Source organism: Pseudomonas syringae pv. tomato str. DC3000 (assembly GCF_000007805.1).
Classification (GTDB): Bacteria; Pseudomonadota; Gammaproteobacteria; order Pseudomonadales; family Pseudomonadaceae; genus Aquipseudomonas; species Aquipseudomonas avellanae.
Genome location: NC_004578.1, coordinates 5903737 through 5920962, shown reverse-complemented (window position 1 = coordinate 5920962; position 17226 = coordinate 5903737). Strand labels below are relative to the sequence as shown.

At 60.7% G+C, this 17226-nt stretch carries 13 protein-coding genes; 8 read left to right on the top strand and 5 right to left on the bottom strand.

What is annotated here, in order from left to right:
• Positions 1 to 39: 39 nt before the first annotated feature.
• Entirely contained in the window at positions 40 to 3138 is a 3099-nt protein-coding gene (locus PSPTO_RS26865; protein WP_046463880.1) for an autotransporter domain-containing protein, read from the bottom strand.
• A gap of 217 nt (positions 3139 to 3355) precedes the next feature.
• Between PSPTO_RS26865 and PSPTO_RS26860 the strand changes: the two genes are divergently transcribed.
• The 8 genes from PSPTO_RS26860 (at position 3356) to PSPTO_RS26825 (ending at position 13702) form a co-directional block, all read left to right on the top strand.
• Complete coding sequence (locus PSPTO_RS26860) at positions 3356 to 4252, top strand: TauD/TfdA dioxygenase family protein (RefSeq protein ID WP_011105361.1); 897 nt, start codon at positions 3356 to 3358, stop codon at positions 4250 to 4252.
• 16 nt (positions 4253 to 4268) lie between these two features.
• Positions 4269 to 5129, top strand: coding sequence for an ABC transporter ATP-binding protein (locus PSPTO_RS26855; RefSeq protein WP_011105360.1), 861 nt, complete (start codon positions 4269 to 4271; stop codon positions 5127 to 5129).
• A gap of 91 nt (positions 5130 to 5220) precedes the next feature.
• Complete coding sequence (locus PSPTO_RS26850; RefSeq protein ID WP_005737007.1) at positions 5221 to 6087, top strand: ABC transporter permease; 867 nt, start codon at positions 5221 to 5223, stop codon at positions 6085 to 6087.
• Between the two features lie 38 nt (positions 6088 to 6125).
• Positions 6126 to 7145, top strand: coding sequence for an ABC transporter substrate-binding protein (locus tag PSPTO_RS26845; RefSeq protein WP_011105359.1), 1020 nt, complete (start codon positions 6126 to 6128; stop codon positions 7143 to 7145).
• A 288-nt stretch (positions 7146 to 7433) separates the two neighbouring features.
• Positions 7434 to 8222 (top strand): RHS repeat-associated core domain-containing protein, encoded by a 789-nt coding sequence (locus PSPTO_RS26840; RefSeq protein ID WP_046463879.1) that lies wholly within the window; start codon positions 7434 to 7436, stop codon positions 8220 to 8222.
• A gap of 196 nt (positions 8223 to 8418) precedes the next feature.
• The gene (locus PSPTO_RS26835) at positions 8419 to 9537 is read left to right on the top strand and encodes an efflux RND transporter periplasmic adaptor subunit (protein ID WP_005765592.1); all 1119 of its coding nucleotides are present in this window, start codon (positions 8419 to 8421) and stop codon (positions 9535 to 9537) included.
• The gene (locus PSPTO_RS26830; RefSeq protein WP_011105357.1) at positions 9534 to 10604 is read left to right on the top strand and encodes an efflux RND transporter periplasmic adaptor subunit; all 1071 of its coding nucleotides are present in this window, start codon (positions 9534 to 9536) and stop codon (positions 10602 to 10604) included. The genes PSPTO_RS26835 and PSPTO_RS26830 overlap by 4 nt, the downstream gene beginning before the upstream one ends.
• Positions 10601 to 13702, top strand: a complete 3102-nt coding sequence (locus PSPTO_RS26825) for an efflux RND transporter permease subunit (RefSeq protein WP_011105356.1) — start codon at positions 10601 to 10603, stop codon at positions 13700 to 13702. The genes PSPTO_RS26830 and PSPTO_RS26825 overlap by 4 nt, the downstream gene beginning before the upstream one ends.
• Positions 13703 to 13960: 258 nt before the next feature.
• Here PSPTO_RS26825 and PSPTO_RS26820 read toward each other — a convergent pair whose 3' ends face one another.
• The 4 genes from PSPTO_RS26820 to PSPTO_RS26805 are packed head-to-tail and all read right to left on the bottom strand — an operon-like array spanning position 13961 to position 17185.
• The gene (locus PSPTO_RS26820; RefSeq protein ID WP_011105355.1) at positions 13961 to 14584 is read right to left on the bottom strand and encodes a class I SAM-dependent methyltransferase; all 624 of its coding nucleotides are present in this window, start codon (positions 14582 to 14584) and stop codon (positions 13961 to 13963) included.
• A gap of 51 nt (positions 14585 to 14635) precedes the next feature.
• On the bottom strand, positions 14636 to 15280 hold the full coding sequence (locus tag PSPTO_RS26815) for a methionine ABC transporter permease (RefSeq protein WP_005765584.1): 645 nt from the start codon (positions 15278 to 15280) through the stop codon (positions 14636 to 14638).
• Positions 15270 to 16400: a methionine ABC transporter ATP-binding protein gene (locus PSPTO_RS26810; protein WP_005765582.1), complete on the bottom strand. Its 1131-nt coding sequence runs from the start codon at positions 16398 to 16400 to the stop codon at positions 15270 to 15272. The genes PSPTO_RS26815 and PSPTO_RS26810 overlap by 11 nt, the downstream gene beginning before the upstream one ends.
• Complete coding sequence (locus PSPTO_RS26805; protein WP_011105353.1) at positions 16397 to 17185, bottom strand: MetQ/NlpA family ABC transporter substrate-binding protein; 789 nt, start codon at positions 17183 to 17185, stop codon at positions 16397 to 16399. Before PSPTO_RS26805 ends, PSPTO_RS26810 begins: the two co-directional genes overlap by 4 nt.
• Positions 17186 to 17226: the final 41 nt, after the last annotated feature.

Here is a 17226-nt window from a genome sequence, read left to right as displayed (position 1 = left end):
GAACTTGCAGAGAGCTGCACAGTTGAAGATTTTTCAGTTTTAAAACGCCAACGTCACCCGCGCATTCAGCGTCTGATCAGACGCATCGCTGCTCACTTGCCCGTTGTAACTCAGCCCAACGCTCAGCGTGTCGCTCAACCCCAGATCAACACCTGCGCCGAGTACCGCTGCGCTGCGTGCGATCGGTGCGCCGGAGAGTTCGAAGGTGCTGCCGCCGCTGAAGGCTGCGCGGCTCTCTGGCGTCACGTCGCCATAGGCGCGACGCCAGCCCAGTGTGGCGTTGGGTTTGATTGCGACGCTGCCGGCGTTCAAGTGAGTCGCGGCACGCAGGCCCAGGGTGCTGAAGGTAATGTGATTATCCTGGGCTTTGTTCTCCAGGCGGATGGCGTTGCTGTTTTCATCGAAGGCGTCGGTGTCCAGCCGCACATGCGCGAGGTTGGCGAAGGGTTCGAGCTGTGCGTTGCCCATGTCGATGGCGTAACCCAGTTCGCCGAATACCTGATTGGTCGCCGCTTTGTAGTCTTCCTTGAAATGCTCGGACGAGCCCGGCAGATCCAGCGTGCGCTTGGCGGTCAGTTCATGCCAGGTGCGCACCGCGCCGAGGCGCAGGCCCAGTTGGCCCCATTTGGCTCCGGCGTAGACGCCCAGGTGGTAGTTGTCGCTGTCGGTGGACCCCGATGCATGGCGCAGGTCGAAGCTGCTGTTGCTGAAACCGGCCATTGCGCCCAGGCGCCAAGTGTCGTCGAGCGGCACGTCCGCGCCGAACAGCAAACCGCTGGTGCGGGTGTCGAGGCCCGAGACGTCGCGGGTGCTTTCGGTCTTGCCGGTTGCGCCGATGGCCTGAGTCCAGACCACGCCACGCGAAGCATCGCCGGCGAGGGTTTGTGTGCTGCTGCCGAATGCCTGGGCGGACTGCGCTTGCTGCAATCGGTCGTTCATGGCGTTGCGCACCAGGCGGCTGTCTTCGATCAGCGCGGACTGGGTCGATGCATGCAGTTCGTTGGACAGCGCCTTGAAGGTGGCTTGTGCCGTGGAGGCGTCGGATTGCACCACCTGACGCCACAGCGCGTTGTTTGCGCCTGAACTGTCCAGGCCCTGCGCAACGGCCCTTGCGTTGTCGCTGGTCGCCAGGCTGGAGAAGCGCTGGGCATTGCGATCCAGCGTCAGTCCGACATCGGTCGCGGTGTAGTTCAGCGTCGGCGTGAGGAAGGCGAAGTTGGTTTGCACGGCGGCAAATGCACCACTCACGCCGCCGGCTGCCGAGAGAATCGAGTAGCGGCTGGCGGCCAGCCAGTTGCCGCCTTCGACCAGTGATAGCGTGCTGTTATTGATCGTCGCACGGCCACTGGCGACGATACGGTCTGCGTTGCCGTTGGCGTCCGACTCCACTTGGTAAACCGCGCCCTGAGCGAGGTTTACGTCACCGTTGACGTTCAGTTGTCCCACCGAATTGCCCGGCGCAACCACACCGCCCTGAGCGACGTTGATGCCGCCGACGGTGCCGTTGCCACCCAGCGTTGCGCCTTGTTGCACGCTGACGATGGAGTTGCCCAGGTTGCCGTTTACCGCCAGACGACCGGCTTGCACTGTCGTTGCACCGGACAGGCTGTTGTTGCCCGTCAGGTTCAGCGAGCCGGAACCGCGCTTGATCAGCGCACCGTTGCCCGCCAGCGTGTTGGCGAGGGTGGCGTTGGTCGATTGATCGACCACCAGCGTCGCGTTGTCGGTGATCGTTCCACGGCCGAAGGCCTGAGCGTGTCCGGTCAGCACGCCGCCGTTGATCACGGTGCCGCCCGAGTAGGTGTTGTTGCCGGTCAGCATCAGGTTGCCGCCGCCGTTCTTGATCAGCGCGCCGCTGCCGCTGATGTCGTTGCGCCAGGCGTCGATGGCGTTATAGCCGCCCAGGCTGGCGTTCATGTTGACTGTGACGTTGGAATTGAACGCTGCGTAGCCATCGCCCGCTGCGTACAGGTTCAGACGGCCATAACCGCCGGACTGATCGATCACCGCATAGCCCGACGAAATTTCAGTGGTCGCCAGGATCTCGCGGCGCTGACTGGCGTCCAGGTACGGAAAGCGGGTTTCCAGCAGCACTTCGGCGTTGGTCGGCACCACGGGGGCCAGGTTGGTCGGGCCAACCGGGTCGAAGCCATAGGTCATGCGCGAGGTGTACAGCGCCTTGTCCAGCGCGTGTTGGGAGGTACGGTCAGTGGCCGGGTCGATGGTTGCCATGCAGTTATTGACGTCGCCGCCGCACTGCGCGGTGAAATAATTCAGTGCCTGGGCGCGGGCGTCGGCGCGCAGTTGAGCGTTGGCCGGGTTGGACAGGTTGTCGATGGCAAAATAGGTCGCGGTGATGCGCCCGCCCATCACGTCGAACGGCGAGTGCATGCCGGCTTCGATGCGGTTGTCGCCAATCTCCGAGGCGCGCAGCATCAACTCGCTGAAACGCTCAGGGATGGCGTAGGCCAATGCGTAGGAAGACAAGTAGGCTGCGTTGGTATGCCCGCTGGGGAACCCCGAGTCGCTGGTTGGCGTGGTGCTTTGCGCCGGGCGCAGGGAAGGCGCAACCACGAAGGCCAGGCTTTGCCCATCCAGGCTTTGTCGCCACGGGCGCGGGTACAAATAGTGGGATTTGGCTGGCGTGGTGGACGCGTCGTTGCGCACCGCGCCGACCAGATCGACCACCTTGCCCAGTGCGGAAGTCGAACTGCCTGCGCCATTGCCTTTGTCGTCGTATTTGACGGTTTTGTTGCTGTCATCGAATTGCGTGATGGTGGTGAAAGCGCCAGCGCCTGCTCTGTAGGCCGCGGTCAGCGAGCCCAGGCCGCTGGTGGCGCTGTAGCTCTGGTCACGGCGGTCATCGAAATAGGCGGCGGTTTCCTGAGCCAGCGTGCGCGAGTTGGCGCGGTCAACCACGATTTGCAGGTTGCGCCGCAGCAGACTCTGCCCCAGCGCGGTCGGTGTGCCGGTGTCCCAGGTCGCGCCGGTGGTCCACAACGTGTCGAACCCGGAAAGCAGATCGACGCCGTTGATCCTGTCGTCACCTGAGCGTCCTGCCGCCTGCACTGAAACGGCCAGCATCGAAAGTATCAGGGACGACACCATGATCTGGACCACCGGTTTACTGCATCGCATAGCGTGCGCCTTCACTCAGTTTGAATAAGGCGCAGACCCTAGCAAGCAGGTCTTACACTGAGATGTATCTGCCGTGACACATTTATGAGCCGCTACGTTCGACAAAGTATGCGGACGTATTCGGGACTATCGATATTCCTCAACGGTATTTAAATTCTTTTTCTTATACCTATACAGTTCCGTCTTTCAGTCACACTGTTCTGGAGTTGGAGTTCTCATGCCAGCAGCCTCCCTCGTTTCATCGTCCACTCGCGCCGCCTCGCAATCGTTCGACGTGCGTCCATTCGCCGGAAAGATGGGCGCGGAAATCGTTGGGCTGGATCTGTCCAGGCCGCTGAATGACGCCGATTTTGCCCGCGTGCATCGGGCGCACCTGGATCACCATGTTGTGGTGTTCCGCGATCAGCAGATCACGCCGCAGCAGCAGATCGATTTCAGTCGCCGCTTTGGCGTGCTGCAGATTCACGTGCTCAAGCAGTTCCTGCTGGCCAATCACCCGGAAATCCTGATCGTCTCCAACATTGTCGAGAACGAGAAGCCGGTAGGTCTGGGCGATGCCGGCAAATACTGGCACTCGGACCTGTCTTATAAAGAACTGCCGAGCCTGGGCTCGATGCTCTACGCCCAGGAGTTGCCGAGCGAGGGCGGCGATACGCTGTTCGCCGATATGCACCAGGCGTGGGACACCTTGCCGCAACACCTGCGTGATGCAGTTGAAGGGCGCTCAGCGGTTCACAGCTACACCGCGCGTTATTCCGAAGGCCACAACGCCGTCAACTGGCGCCCGACCCTGACCGCCGAGCAATTGGCTCAGGTGGTCGAGGTCAGTCACCCGATCGTGCGCACCCATCCTGAAAACGGTCGCAAGGCATTGTTTGTCAGTGAGGGTTTCACCACCCACATTCTGGGCCTGCCGGAAGACGAAAGCCGGGAGATTCTCGGCGAGTTGTACGCCCACAGCGTGCGCCCCGAGCATATCTATCGCCATCAGTGGCAAGCCAACGACATGGTGTTCTGGGACAACCGATCCCTGATCCACCTGGCCGCCGGTTGCCCGGCCCATCTGCGACGCAAACTGCATCGCACGACCATTCAAGGCACTGCGCCGTTTTGATTCAGGAGAGCCGTTCATGAATGCTGTCGCGCAAGGCCACACGGCCAGCACGAGCGCCCAACCGCAAGAAGCCTTGTTGCAGGTTCGCGGCGTCAGCCTCGAATACCGCACGCCAGAGCGCGTGGTACGTGCGACGCACCAGGTCAGTTTCGAGGTCGATCCGTCTGATCGTTTCGTTCTGCTCGGCCCGTCCGGCTGCGGCAAGTCCACGCTGCTCAAAGCGGTAGCGGGGTTCATTCAGCCCAGCGAAGGCGAGATTCGTCTGGCGGGCAATCAGGTCACCGAGCCCGGTCCTGATCGCATCGTGGTGTTTCAGGAGTTCGACCAGCTGCCACCGTGGAAAACCGTGATCGAGAACGTCATGTTTCCGCTCTTGGCGTCACGCACCCTGAAGCGCCCCGAAGCACTGGAGCGTGCACGTTATTACCTGGAAAAAGTCGGGCTCAGCGCGTTTGCCGATGCTTATCCGCACACCTTGTCCGGCGGCATGAAAGCCCGCGTGGCCATTGCCCGCGCCTTGGCCATGCAGCCGAAAATCCTGCTGATGGACGAACCGTTCGCCGCGCTGGATGCACTGACCCGTCGCAAGATGCAGGAAGAGCTGCTGGAGCTGTGGGACGAAGTGCGTTTCACGCTGCTGTTTGTTACGCACTCCATCGAAGAAGCGCTGGTGGTGGGCAATCGCATCCTGCTGCTGTCGCCGCATCCGGGGCGGGTGCGGGCGGAAATCAACAGCCACCAATACGACCTGAAAAGCCTCGGCGGCGTCGGCTTCCAGCAAACCGCCCAGCGTATTCATCGTCTGTTGTTTGATGAAGGTGAGACCGGGACCGTCGAGCAGGAACTGAATTTTCAGGACATCCGGATTGCTTATTGAGTGACTGCTTTGATCGTTCCCACGCTCCGCGTGGTAATGCCTTTCAGGACGCTCCGCGTCCTGTCTACACGATTACCGGGAAACCCGAACCATGAGCCTTGCACCTCCCGCTCGCGAAGAATACGAAGTCACGCTGGAGCCTTTCACTCAGGAAGACCTGGCCCGCGACCTGCCGCTCGCGCAGCGCATCTGGCAGCTGAGCTGGGTGCGCAAAAGCGTGATCATGATCGCCCTGGCCGTGATCTGGGAGCTGGCCGCACGCCTGCAGAACAACGACCTGCTGTTACCCAGCTTTCTGCAAACGGCCGCCGCTTTTTATGACGGGCTGATTTCCGGCGAGCTGCCAGGCAAGGTATGGATTTCCCTGACCGTGCTGATTCAGGGCTACCTGATCGGCATCGTGCTGGCGTTTGCCCTGACCACGCTGGCCGTGTCCACCCAATTGGGCCGCGACCTGCTCAGCACGCTGACCGCCATGTTCAATCCGCTGCCGGCCATTGCCCTGCTGCCTTTGGCGCTGCTGTGGTTCGGGCTGGGGCAGAACAGCCTGATATTCGTGCTGGTGCATTCTGTGCTGTGGGCGCTGGCGCTCAATACCTACGCAGGCTTTCTCGGTGTTTCGGAAACCCAGCGCATGGCCGGGCGCAACTATGGCCTCAAGGGGTTGCGCTTTGTCTGGCACATCCTGATTCCCGCTGCGCTGCCGTCGATTCTCGCAGGTCTGAAAATCGGCTGGGCCTTTGCCTGGCGCACTCTGATCGCCGCCGAACTGGTCTTCGGCGCATCATCCGGCAAGGGCGGTCTGGGTTGGTACATCTTCCAGAATCGTAACGAGCTGTATACCGACAAAGTCTTCGCAGGCCTGGCAGCGGTGATCCTCATCGGCTTGCTGGTGGAAAACCTGCTGTTCGCCAACATCGAGCGCCTGACCGTCAAGCGCTGGGGCATGCAGCGTTAAAGCGCGCTCTTCTTTTGAATCATCAAGGTGACAAGCACATGACAATTCCCTTTCAACGCCCGGCCCTGACGGTACTGGCGGCGGCACTCGGGCTGTTCGGCGTACTGCTCAGCAGCGGTGCGCAGGCCGAAGGCAAGATCAGCATCGCTCAGCAATTCGGCATCGGTTATCTGATCCTCGACGTGGTGCGTGATCAGAAACTGATCGAGAAACACGGCAAGGAACAGGGCCTGGACATCAAGGTCGACTGGAACAGCATCTCTGGCGCCACGGCAATGAACGAGGCGCTGCTGGCCGGCGCGCTGGACGTGGTGTCGGCAGGCGTACCGCCGATGCTGACCATCTGGGACCGCACCAAGGGCAAGCAGAACGTCAAGGCCATCGCTTCGCTGGGCTCGATGCCCAACTACCTGCTGACCAACAACCCCAACGTGAAAACCATCAAGGACTTCACTGACAAGGACCGCATCGCCGTGCCTGCTGCGGGTGTGGGCTTCCAGTCGCGTACCTTGCAGATCGAGACCGCCAAACTGTTCGGTAACGACAACTACAAGAAATTCGACAACATCTCGGTGAGTCTGGCGCACCCGGACGCCACCGCAGCATTGCTGGCGGGCGGTTCGGAAATCAACTCGCACTTCTCCAGCCCGCCGTTCCAGTACCAGGCGCTGGAAAACCCCAACGTCCCCAAGGTGCTCAGCTCCTATGACGTGCTAGGCGGTCAGGCCACGTTCAACGTGCTCTACACCACGGAAAAATTCCACGACCAAAACCCCAAGACCTACAAGGCGTTCTACGACGCACTGGCCGAAGCCGAGAAAATCATCAAGGCCGACAAACCGGCAGCGGCGCAGACCTACATCCGCGTCGAGCAGTCGAAACTGCCGCTGTCGCTGGTAGAGAAAATCGTTTCCGACCCGGAAATCGACTTCACCATCACCCCGCAGCGCACCTTCATCTACGCCGAGAAACTGCATGAACTGGGCGTGTTGAAAAACAAAGCGGCGAGCTGGAAGGATTACTTCTTCGAAGAGGCGCAGGGTACTGAGGGCAGTTGATCGGAGGATGACGCGGAGTTTCACAAAGGGCATGCCCGAGCGTGCGGAACGATAATCTCGACATCGTGCGGCGCTCCGCGTCGGCATGCCGTTCTGGACGCTCTGCGTCCTCTGTCCGAAGCGCAGCCTTGGAAAGAATCAGGTTAATTCTGCTGCATACGGTGGTCTTGTCAGCTAAAGGAATAAGCGATGATCAACTACCTAGTAGTTCTACGAGTAGCCGATGCCTCCTCAACCCTTTATTGTGAGCATCGGTGATGTTCATCTATCGCAACCCGGTTGCTCGGCATGCCTCAGCCAATCAGTCTGTGCCAATACAGCTACGACGCACTGGACCGTATCGCGACCCGCACGCCGCTCGCCAGGGCTATCGCTGGAATATCCCGGCAGTCCGGCCCGCGGCCGGGTTTCAATGGCGAACTTCTGGACGACATAACCGGCCACTATCTGCTGGGCAACGGCTATCGCGCCTACAACCCGGTGCTGATGCGCTTCAACAGCCCCGACAGCCTGAGCCCGTTTGGCGAGGGTGGTTTGAATGCCTATGCCTATTGCGCGGGGGACCCGGTCAATCGTTCTGATCCGTCAGGGCATGGTTTTCTTGAGGATCTGGAATCCTCCCTCTACATCGGTGCTGCGGTCCTGAACGGCATTATGGGTTTGCTGGCGGTCCGTGCGCCTATAAGAGCTGTATTTAAAGGTGTCAAAGTGAAGCCTCAGGCTGTTGTCGCCGGCAATAATCTGACTTCTCCAGTACAGGCGACCAGAAGACCGGCAACTCGAGCGGAAAAAATCTCGGCATTCACCGGAGTGTCTGCACTGGTTGCCACTGCGGCATGGGCCGCTTCCTTCGCTCTGACAAAAACTGACCCTGAATCACCAGCAATCCACCCGCTGAGAATTGCCGCTATCCTTATTGCCTACCCGACGGCTGGGCTGCGTGGCTGGTCAATTGCTCGTTCCATAATGGACAAGCGGGTCCAGAAGGCAGTGCCTGTCATTAACGTCAATAAACCCTTAGACGATGCTTCGGGCATTCGAGAGTGGGGGTTGGTGGTCGCTGTTAACGGTCGTTGACCATTGGCTTTGCCATTGGTATCTGGCTTTGGCAACCCATAATCGGGTTATCCATCTACTCCTGCGCAAAATTCGATTGTTCATTAATGCGTTCTGATCACTCCCCAATGAACCCTCACCCTCGCCTACAGTCGCATAGTCACGCTATTCTCTCGCCCCACAACGCCCGCACCCGGCAGCCGCACAAGGAGTCTGCATGCCCGTTCGTATTTCAAGACTGGTTACATTCGGTCTGGCCGCTGCCTTGGCGGCGCTGGCAGGCTGTGGCGAGGAGAAACCGCTCGCTCCGGAACTGCCACGGGTTTATGTGCAATCGGTGAAAAGCGCCGACTTCGCGGCCAGTGTCGCCTTGACCGGCGACGTTCAGGCGCGGGTGCAGACTCGTCTGTCTTTCCGGGTGAATGGCAAGATCATTCAGCGCAACGTGGATGTCGGCGACCGCGTAACGGCACGGCAGGTGCTGGCCCGTCTTGACCCCAGGGATTTGCAGATCAATGTCGATTCGGCTGCTGCCTCCGTGGCCGCCGAGCAGGCTCGCGTCAGTCAGGCCAGCGCTGCGTTCGTGCGCCAGCAAAAGCTGTTGCCCAAGGGTTACACCAGCCGCAGCGAATATGACTCCGCACAGGCGGCCGTGCGCGGCAGCGAAAGTTCGTTGAAAGCCGCGCAGGCGCAATTGGCCAATGCCCGTGAACAGTTGAGTTACACCGCGCTGGTCGCGGATGCGCCGGGGGTGATTACGGCGCGTCAGGCTGAGGTCGGGCAGGTGGTTCAGGCGACGGTGCCTATTTTTGACCTGGCGCGTGATGGTGAGCGCGACGCGGTGTTCAATGTTTACGAATCGCTGTTCGTCCAGCCGCCCACCGATCAAGCCGTACAGGTCACGCTGCTCGACAATCCGGCTATCAAGGTCAGCGGCAAGGTGCGCGAAGTGACCCCGGCGGTTTCGGCGCAAACCGGGACGTTGCAGGTCAAGATCGCGCTGGACCCGCTGCCGGAAGGCATGGACCTCGGTTCGGTGGTCAGTGTGGCGCTGAGCGCGCCGGCCAATGCCAGTGTCGAGTTGCCGTGGTCGGCGCTGACCAAGGACCTCGGCGAGCACTTGGGCAAACCCGCTGTGTGGGTGGTCGACGAGCAGGGCAAGGTCAATCTGCGCAAGGTGACTGTCACCCGTTACCTGACCTCCAAAGTCATCATCGGCGATGGGCTGAAAGGTGGAGAGAACGTTGTGGTCGCAGGCGGACAGTTGTTACACCCTGATATGCAGGTCGAGATTGCCGAACAACCCAAACAGCAGAATACGCAGGTGCAGCCATGAAGCGTATGTCATGCCTGTTGCTGGGCGGCCTTCTGCTGAGTGGCTGTGGCAAGGAAGAAGCACCGCCCGAGCCCATACGACCGGTAGTGTTCGTTGAAGCACAGCCCGAATCGATGCAGGATTTCGGGCGTTTCGCTGGCAATATCCAGGCGCGTTATCAGAGCGTGCTGGGTTTTCGAGTGGCAGGGCGCATTGCCCGACGCAATGTGGACGTCGGCAGCGAAGTGAAGAAAGGCGATTTGCTCGCAACCCTCGATCCGACCGATCAGCAGAATAACGTGCGCGGTCGTCAAGGCGATCTGGCCAATGTTCAGGCGCAGTGGATCAACGCGCAGGCCAACGCCCGTCGTCAGCAAGAACTGTTCGACCGTGGTGTCGGTGCCCAGGCGCAGCTGGACGTCGCGCTCACTGACCTCAAGACTGCCAGTTCTTCACTGGAGCAGGCCAAGGCTGCCGAGCAGCAGGCGCGCGATCAATTGAGTTACAGCGAACTACACAGCGATCACGATGCGGTAGTGACCGAATGGAAAGTCGAGGCTGGGCAGGTGGTGACCGCCGGGCAGGAAGTCGTTACCCTGGCGCGCCCGGATATCAAGGAAGCAGTGATTGATCTGCCCGACGCACTGGCCGACCAGTTGCCCCGCGACGTGGTTTTCACCGTGGCCAGCCAGTTGAATCCGGACATCAACACCACCGCGACCATTCGCGAAATCGAACCCCAGGCCGACCGCACAACACGTACTCGCCGTACGCGCCTGTCACTGGCCGAAACGCCAGTGGCGTTCCGGCTGGGCACTGCCATCAGCGTGACGCTCAGCTCGACCATCACGGCGCGCATGCGTTTACCGATCAATGCCTTGCAGGAGGTCGATGGCAAACGCCAGATCTGGATCGTCGACCCGCAGAGCCAGACGGTGAACCCCAGAGCGGTGAATATTACCAGCCGTGACAACGACAGCTTTGTGCTGGCAGACGGTGTCAAAGCTGGTGAAAAAGTCGTGAGCGCAGGCGTCAACAGCCTCAAGCCGGGTCAGAAAGTCAAAGTCGATGAGGAAAGCCCGCGATGAAAGGGAATTTCAATTTATCCGAGTGGGCCATCAAGCATCAGTCGTTTGTCTGGTACCTGATGTTCGTCGCGCTGTTGATGGGCGTGTTTTCCTACATGAAGCTTGGGCGCGAGGAAGACCCGTCCTTCACCATCAAAACCATGATTATCCAGACCCGCTGGCCGGGCGCGACGGTGGACGAGACCCTGGAGCAGGTGACCGACCGCATCGAGAAGAAGCTTGAAGAGCTGGACTCGCTGGACTACGTGAAAAGCTATACCCGACCGGGCGAGTCCACGGTCTTCGTTTACCTGCGTGACACTACCAACGCCAAGGCGATACCGGAGATCTGGTATCAGGTGCGCAAGAAGGTCGATGACATCCGCGGCCAGTTCCCGCAGGGGCTGCAAGGCCCGTCGTTCAACGATGAGTTCGGCGATGTGTACGGTTCGATCTATGCGTTTACCGCAGACGGCTTTTCAATGCGTCAGTTGCGTGATTACGTCGAGAAGGTTCGTGCCGACATCCGCGAAGTGCCGGGTCTGGGCAAGGTCGAGATGATCGGCCAGCAGGATGAAGTGCTGTACCTGAACTTCTCCACCCGCAAGCTCGCGGCATTGGGCATCGATCAGAGCCAGGTGGTGCAAAGCCTGCAATCGCAGAACGCGGTGACGCCTGCCGGGGTGATAGAAGCCGGGCCGGAGCGGATATCTGTGCGCACGTCTGGCCAGTTTGCTTCCGAGAAGGATCTGGCAACGGTCAATCTGCGGATCAACGACCGCTTTTACCGCCTGAGCGACATTGCCGACATCACGCGCGGCTATACCGATCCGCCCAAACCGCTGTTTCGCTTTAACGGCAAACCGGCCATCGGCCTGTCCATCGCCATGCAGAAGGGCGGCAACATCCAGGCGTTCGGCAAGGCGCTGCACGAGCGCATGGACGCCACGACCGCCGAGCTGCCGGTGGGTATCGGCGTACACAAGGTCTCCGATCAGGCCGAGGTGGTGAACAAGGCCGTGGGCGGCTTCACCAGCGCGTTGTTCGAGGCGGTGATCATCGTGCTGCTGGTCAGCTTCGTCAGCCTCGGATTTCGCGCGGGGTTGGTGGTCGCGTGTTCGATTCCGCTGGTGCTGGCGATGGTGTTTGTGTTCATGGAATACAGCGGCATCACCATGCAACGGATTTCCCTCGGCGCGCTGATCATCGCCCTCGGTCTGTTGGTGGATGACGCCATGATCACCGTGGAAATGATGGTCACACGGCTGGAAATGGGTGAAACCAAGGAGCAGGCCGCGACTTACGCCTATACCTCCACAGCGTTCCCGATGCTCACCGGGACGCTGGTGACCGTGGCCGGCTTTGTGCCGATCGGTCTGAACAACAGCTCGGCGGGGGAGTACACCTTTACACTGTTTGCTGTGATTGCCGTGGCGATGCTGGTGTCGTGGGTGGTTGCCGTGCTGTTTGCGCCGGTGATCGGCGTGCACATTCTGAGCGCCAACATCAAGCCCAAATCCGAAGAGCCGGGCCGCATAGGCCGGGCATTCAACAGCAGCATGCTTTGGGCCATGCGCCATCGCTGGCTGGCGATTGGCATCACGGTAGGGTTGTTCGCTGCGTCACTGTTCTCCATGCAGTTCGTACAGAACCAGTTCTTCCCGTCTTCTGACCGCCCGGAAATTCTTGTCGACCTGAACCTGCCGCAAAACGCCTCGATCAACGAGACGCGCAAGGTGGTGGACCGTTTCGAAGCGAGCCTCAAGGACGATCCGGACATCGAGCGCTGGAGCACCTACATCGGGCAGGGGTCGGTGCGTTTTTACCTGCCGCTCGATCAGCAACTGGAAAACCCGTTCTATGCCCAGTTGGTGATTGTCAGTAAAGGCCTGGAAGAGCGGGGCGCACTGACCGCGCGTCTGCAAAAGCGCCTGCGTGATGATTTCGTCGGCATCGGTTCCTACGTGCAAGCCCTGGAAATGGGCCCGCCGGTGGGGCGTCCGCTGCAGTATCGCGTCAGTGGCGAGAGCATCGACAAAGTGCGTCAGCATGCCATCGAGCTGGCCACGCTGCTGGACCACAACCCGCATGTGGGCGAAGTGATCTACGACTGGAACGAGCCGGGCAAGGTTTTGCGCATCGACATCAATCAGGACAAGGCCAGACAACTGGGGCTGTCGTCCGAGGACGTCGCCAAGTTGATGAACAGCGTGGTCAGCGGCTCTACCGTGACGCAGGTGCGTGATGACATCTACCTGATCAACGTGGTCGGACGCGCTGAAGACGCCGAGCGTGGTACGCCGGAAACGCTGCAGAACCTGCAGATCGTGACCCCGACCGGAACCTCGATTCCGCTGCTGGCGTTCGCCACTGTTGGCTATGAGCTTGAGCAGCCGCTGGTCTGGCGACGTGATCGCAAGCCGACCATCACCGTGAAAGGCTCGGTGCGCGACGAAATTCAGCCGACCGATCTGGTCAATCAGCTGAAGCCGGAAATCGACAAGTTTGCAGCCGGTTTGCCGGTGGGCTACAAGGTCGCGACCGGTGGCACGGTTGAGGAAAGCAGCAAGGCGCAGGGGCCGATTGCCAGTGTTGCGCCGCTGATGCTGTTCCTTATGGCGACGTTCCTGATGATCCAGTTGCACAGCGTGCAGAAGATGTTCCTGGTGGCCAGTGTCGCGCCGCTCGGGCTGATCGGCGTGGTGCTTGCGCTTATTCCGACGGGTACGCCGCTGGGGTTTGTGGCGATTCTCGGGGTGCTGGCGCTGATCGGCATCATCATCCGCAACTCGGTGATTCTGGTGACCCAGATCGATGCCTATGAAAAGAGTGGCTATCTGCCTTGGGACGCTGTGGTCGAAGCCACCGAGCACCGCCGTCGGCCGATTTTGCTGACCGCCGCAGCGGCCAGCCTGGGCATGATCCCTATTGCCCGCGAAGTGTTCTGGGGGCCGATGGCCTACGCCATGATTGGCGGCATCATCATCGCCACGCTGCTGACCTTGCTGTTTCTGCCAGCGCTGTACGTGGCCTGGTATCGCATTAAGGAGCCGAGCGACGAACAGCGTCAGGAAGCCGAAGACAAGGACGAGGATGAAAACGCGCAGCCTGCGCATTGATGATCGTCCCCACGCTCCGCTTTTGATTATCGTCCCCACGCTCTGCGTGGGGATGCATTTCTCGACGCTCTGCGTCGCAAAAGGGACGCAGAGCGTCCTGAACGGCATGCCAACGCGGAGCATTGGCACGATAATCAAGGCATCCGTTCAGACACTGTATTTTCGGTGAATATACCGGCCCTTTCGCGAGCAATGCGGATCGCCGCCCGAGGCTTGCGTATAACGCCGGGCGCTCTGCGTGGGGCATCTCTTGACGCTCTAGCGCCGCCAGACGCTCGCCAGCCACGGCTGCTGATCCCTCGGCAGCCCGGCGGGGCGGTAGTAGTGTTCCAGTTCGGCAAACCCGGCGTCGGTCAGCAATTGGCGCCATGTTTCGAGGTCGTGATACGCGCCGTAGCGCTCGCCTTGCCAGCCTTCCTGGTTTTGCCCGCGCGGGTTGGAGCTGAACAGTACGCCGCCCGGTTTAAGCGTGGCATACAGTTCGCGCAGCACGCGTGGCAGCTCCTGCCTGGGGATGTGGAACAGCACCGCATTGGCGAAAATGCCATCGAAGCGGCCTTGCGGCAGATCGAGCTCAAGGAAGTTCTGCTGGAAGACTTCGCAACCGGTTTCGGCACGGGCCATCTCGGCGAAGCGCTCGGAGCCATCAAGCCCGACCGCAACGTGCCCCATTGCCGTGAACGTCTTCAGATCACGCCCCGGGCCGCAGCCGAAATCGAGAATCTGCCACGGCGCCGATCCTTCGATATGGCGCAGCAGCGCGTCGATGTTCTGGCTGACGTCATGGTCGCGGGTGCCTTCGCGAAAGTCATCGGCCACACGGTTGTAGTTGCCGAGGGTGGCGGACGTGATGTGCGCAAGGGTCTGTGGATCAAGTTTCATCAAAGGCGGTCCGGTGAGGGAAGACCGCCAATATACCCTAGGGGCGGCTGCTCAGCGTCTGTCGAAGCTGCGCGCCAGCCGGTCACCGCCCAGTTGCACCAGCGCCACCACGGCCACCAGCAATACAATCACAGTCAGCATCACCTGTGTGTCAAAGCGCTGATAGCCGTAGCGATAGGCAATGTCGCCCAGCCCGCCTGCGCCAATCGCACCGGCCATGGCCGATGAGTTGATCATGGTCACCAATGTGATGGTAAAGCCGCCGACAATGCCGGGACGCGCTTCGGGCAGCAGCACATGCCAGATGATGTGCCAGCGCCGACAGCCCATCGCCTGCGCGGCTTCTATCAGCCCGTGATCGACCTCGCGCAGGCTCACTTCGGCGATACGCGCGAAGAACGGCGTGGCGGCGATGGTCAGCGGCACTACCGCCGCCCACACGCCATAGGTGGTGCCGACGATCATCCGCGTGAACGGGATCAGCGCCACCATCAGGATCAAAAAGGGAATCGAGCGAAACAGGTTCACAAAGCCGCCCAGCACCCGATTGATCGCCGGTGCCTCGTAGATGCCGCCTTTGGAACTGGTGACCAGAATCACTGCCAGCGGGATGCCCAGCAGCAACGCGATCAATGACGACACACCGACCATCAGAAACGTGTCGAGAGTGCCTTGCAGCAAGCGATCAACCCACATAACCCAATACCTCCACACGCGGTGCCAGTTGCCGGGCACGCAACAGCAGTTCTTCGCGAGGGTGCGGCGAGCCGGCAATCAACAGAATCAGGTGGCCGATGGCGCGGTCCTGAATACGCTCGACCCCGCCTTGCAGCAGTTGCACCTTGCCGCCCAGCGTCGCGAACAGCGCGGCCAGGTCCGGCCCCTCGTCGCTGACCCCGGTGAAATGCACATCCAGCAGGATGGCCGCATCAGGCCGTTGCGGATATTCGCTCAGGCGCTCGGCCCACTCTTTGGGCAGCCCGAGTTGCAGCGGTGCCAGCAAGGTCTTGCTGACTTCGTGCTGCGGGTCGCCGAACACTTGCCAGACCGGGCCTTGCTCGACGATTCGGCCTTGCTCCAGCACCACGACGCGGTGACAGATATCACGGATCACTGCCATTTCATGGGTGATCAGCACAATGGTCAGGCCCAGGCGCTGATTGATCTCGCGCAACAGGCCGAGAATCGACTGGGTCGTTTCCGGGTCCAGTGCCGAGGTGGCTTCGTCGCAGAGCAGAATCGCCGGGTCGTGCACCAGTGCGCGGGCGATGCCGACGCGCTGTTTCTGCCCGCCGGACAATTGCGCCGGATACGCCTTGTGCTTGTCCTGCAAACCCACCAGTTCCAGCAACTGCGTGACCTTGCGGGCGCGTTGCTCTTTCGGCACGCCAGCGACCTTGAGCGGCAGCTCGACGTTCTGCCACACGGTCTTGGCCGACATCAGGTTGAAGTGCTGGAAGATCATGCCGATGCGTCGGCGCAGTTCCACCAGTTTGTCTTCGTTGAACTCGCCGATGTCCACCTGATCGATCAGCACCCGGCCGCTGCTGGGTTGTTCCAGACGATTGATGGTGCGGATCAGCGACGACTTGCCTGCGCCGCTACGACCGATGATGCCGAAAATCTCGCCGCGCTGGATGGCCAGGTCGATGCTGCCCAGCGCCTCCACCGCGCCCTGTTTGCCGTGGTAGGTCTTGCCCAGATTGATGAAACGCACATGGGCGCGGTTCAACTCCGGGTGCAGTTCGGCCTGTTGCGCCAACTGACCTGCGCCCGTGGTGTCGAGTGGCAGTTGCCGTTGCGCGGTTGCCGTCATTCTTTCCACCCTACCTGGTAGAGCTTGCCGTTGACCTTGTCCAGCGCCGCACGGACCACCGGCGAGTGCTGGTAGATATCGACGAATTTGGCCAGACGTGGATCGTCTTTACGCTCGGGTTTGATGACGAACTGAATCACGTATTCCGGGTGATCCATGCCGTCGAACAGAATCGCCGAGTCGGCAGGGAAGGTTTTGGCCAGGCGGATGTAGGCGGGGTAGCCCTGCACCAGGTCGGCGTCATCGTAGGCGCGCACCAGTTGCACGGCTTCCACCTGAATGAGCTTGAGTTTCTTCGGGTTGGCGGTGATGTCTTCCTCGGTGGCCTTGTAGCCAACGCCCTGCTTGAGGGTGATCAGCCCGGCCTTGGCGAGCAGTTGCAGGCCGCGCCCGCTGTTGATCGGGTCGTTGGCGATGGCCACGGTGGCACCGGTCGGCAGCTCATCGAAGCTTTTGTACTTTTTTGAGTACAGACCAACGTTGTTGATGATCCCTGGCGCGTAGGGCACCAGCCCGAAACCGGCGGCTTCGTTGGCGTTGGTCAGGAACGGGATATGCTGAAAGTAGTTCACGTCGATGTCACCGGCGGCGAGGCTGACGTTGGGCGCGATCCAGTCGGTGAACTCCACCAGCTCGACTTTCAGGCCCTGCTTGCCGGCTTCTTCGACAGCCGCTTCCAGCGGTATGGCAAACGCCGCTGTGGTGCCGACTTTCAGGGGGTTATCGCCGGCGTAAGCGGTCAGGGTCAACAGGCCGAGGGCCAGTGCTGCGAGGGTTTTGGTCATGGTGCGGTCCTTTTAAAAATCCCTAAGTCTCGTCCCCACGC

What these genes read in the sequence shown, in the direction of transcription:
- PSPTO_RS26865 (WP_046463880.1), bottom strand. Translation starts at nt 3,138, where the DNA reads ATGCGATGCAGTAAACCGGTGGTCCAGATCATGGTGTCGTCCCTGATA.
- PSPTO_RS26860 (WP_011105361.1), top strand. Translation starts at nt 3,356, where the DNA reads ATGCCAGCAGCCTCCCTCGTTTCATCGTCCACTCGCGCCGCCTCGCAA.
- PSPTO_RS26855 (WP_011105360.1), top strand. Translation starts at nt 4,269, where the DNA reads ATGAATGCTGTCGCGCAAGGCCACACGGCCAGCACGAGCGCCCAACCG.
- PSPTO_RS26850 (WP_005737007.1), top strand. Translation starts at nt 5,221, where the DNA reads ATGAGCCTTGCACCTCCCGCTCGCGAAGAATACGAAGTCACGCTGGAG.
- PSPTO_RS26845 (WP_011105359.1), top strand. Translation starts at nt 6,126, where the DNA reads ATGACAATTCCCTTTCAACGCCCGGCCCTGACGGTACTGGCGGCGGCA.
- PSPTO_RS26840 (WP_046463879.1), top strand. Translation starts at nt 7,434, where the DNA reads ATGCCTCAGCCAATCAGTCTGTGCCAATACAGCTACGACGCACTGGAC.
- PSPTO_RS26835 (WP_005765592.1), top strand. Translation starts at nt 8,419, where the DNA reads ATGCCCGTTCGTATTTCAAGACTGGTTACATTCGGTCTGGCCGCTGCC.
- PSPTO_RS26830 (WP_011105357.1), top strand. Translation starts at nt 9,534, where the DNA reads ATGAAGCGTATGTCATGCCTGTTGCTGGGCGGCCTTCTGCTGAGTGGC.
- PSPTO_RS26825 (WP_011105356.1), top strand. Translation starts at nt 10,601, where the DNA reads ATGAAAGGGAATTTCAATTTATCCGAGTGGGCCATCAAGCATCAGTCG.
- PSPTO_RS26820 (WP_011105355.1), bottom strand. Translation starts at nt 14,584, where the DNA reads ATGAAACTTGATCCACAGACCCTTGCGCACATCACGTCCGCCACCCTC.
- PSPTO_RS26815 (WP_005765584.1), bottom strand. Translation starts at nt 15,280, where the DNA reads ATGTGGGTTGATCGCTTGCTGCAAGGCACTCTCGACACGTTTCTGATG.
- PSPTO_RS26810 (WP_005765582.1), bottom strand. Translation starts at nt 16,400, where the DNA reads ATGACGGCAACCGCGCAACGGCAACTGCCACTCGACACCACGGGCGCA.
- PSPTO_RS26805 (WP_011105353.1), bottom strand. Translation starts at nt 17,185, where the DNA reads ATGACCAAAACCCTCGCAGCACTGGCCCTCGGCCTGTTGACCCTGACC.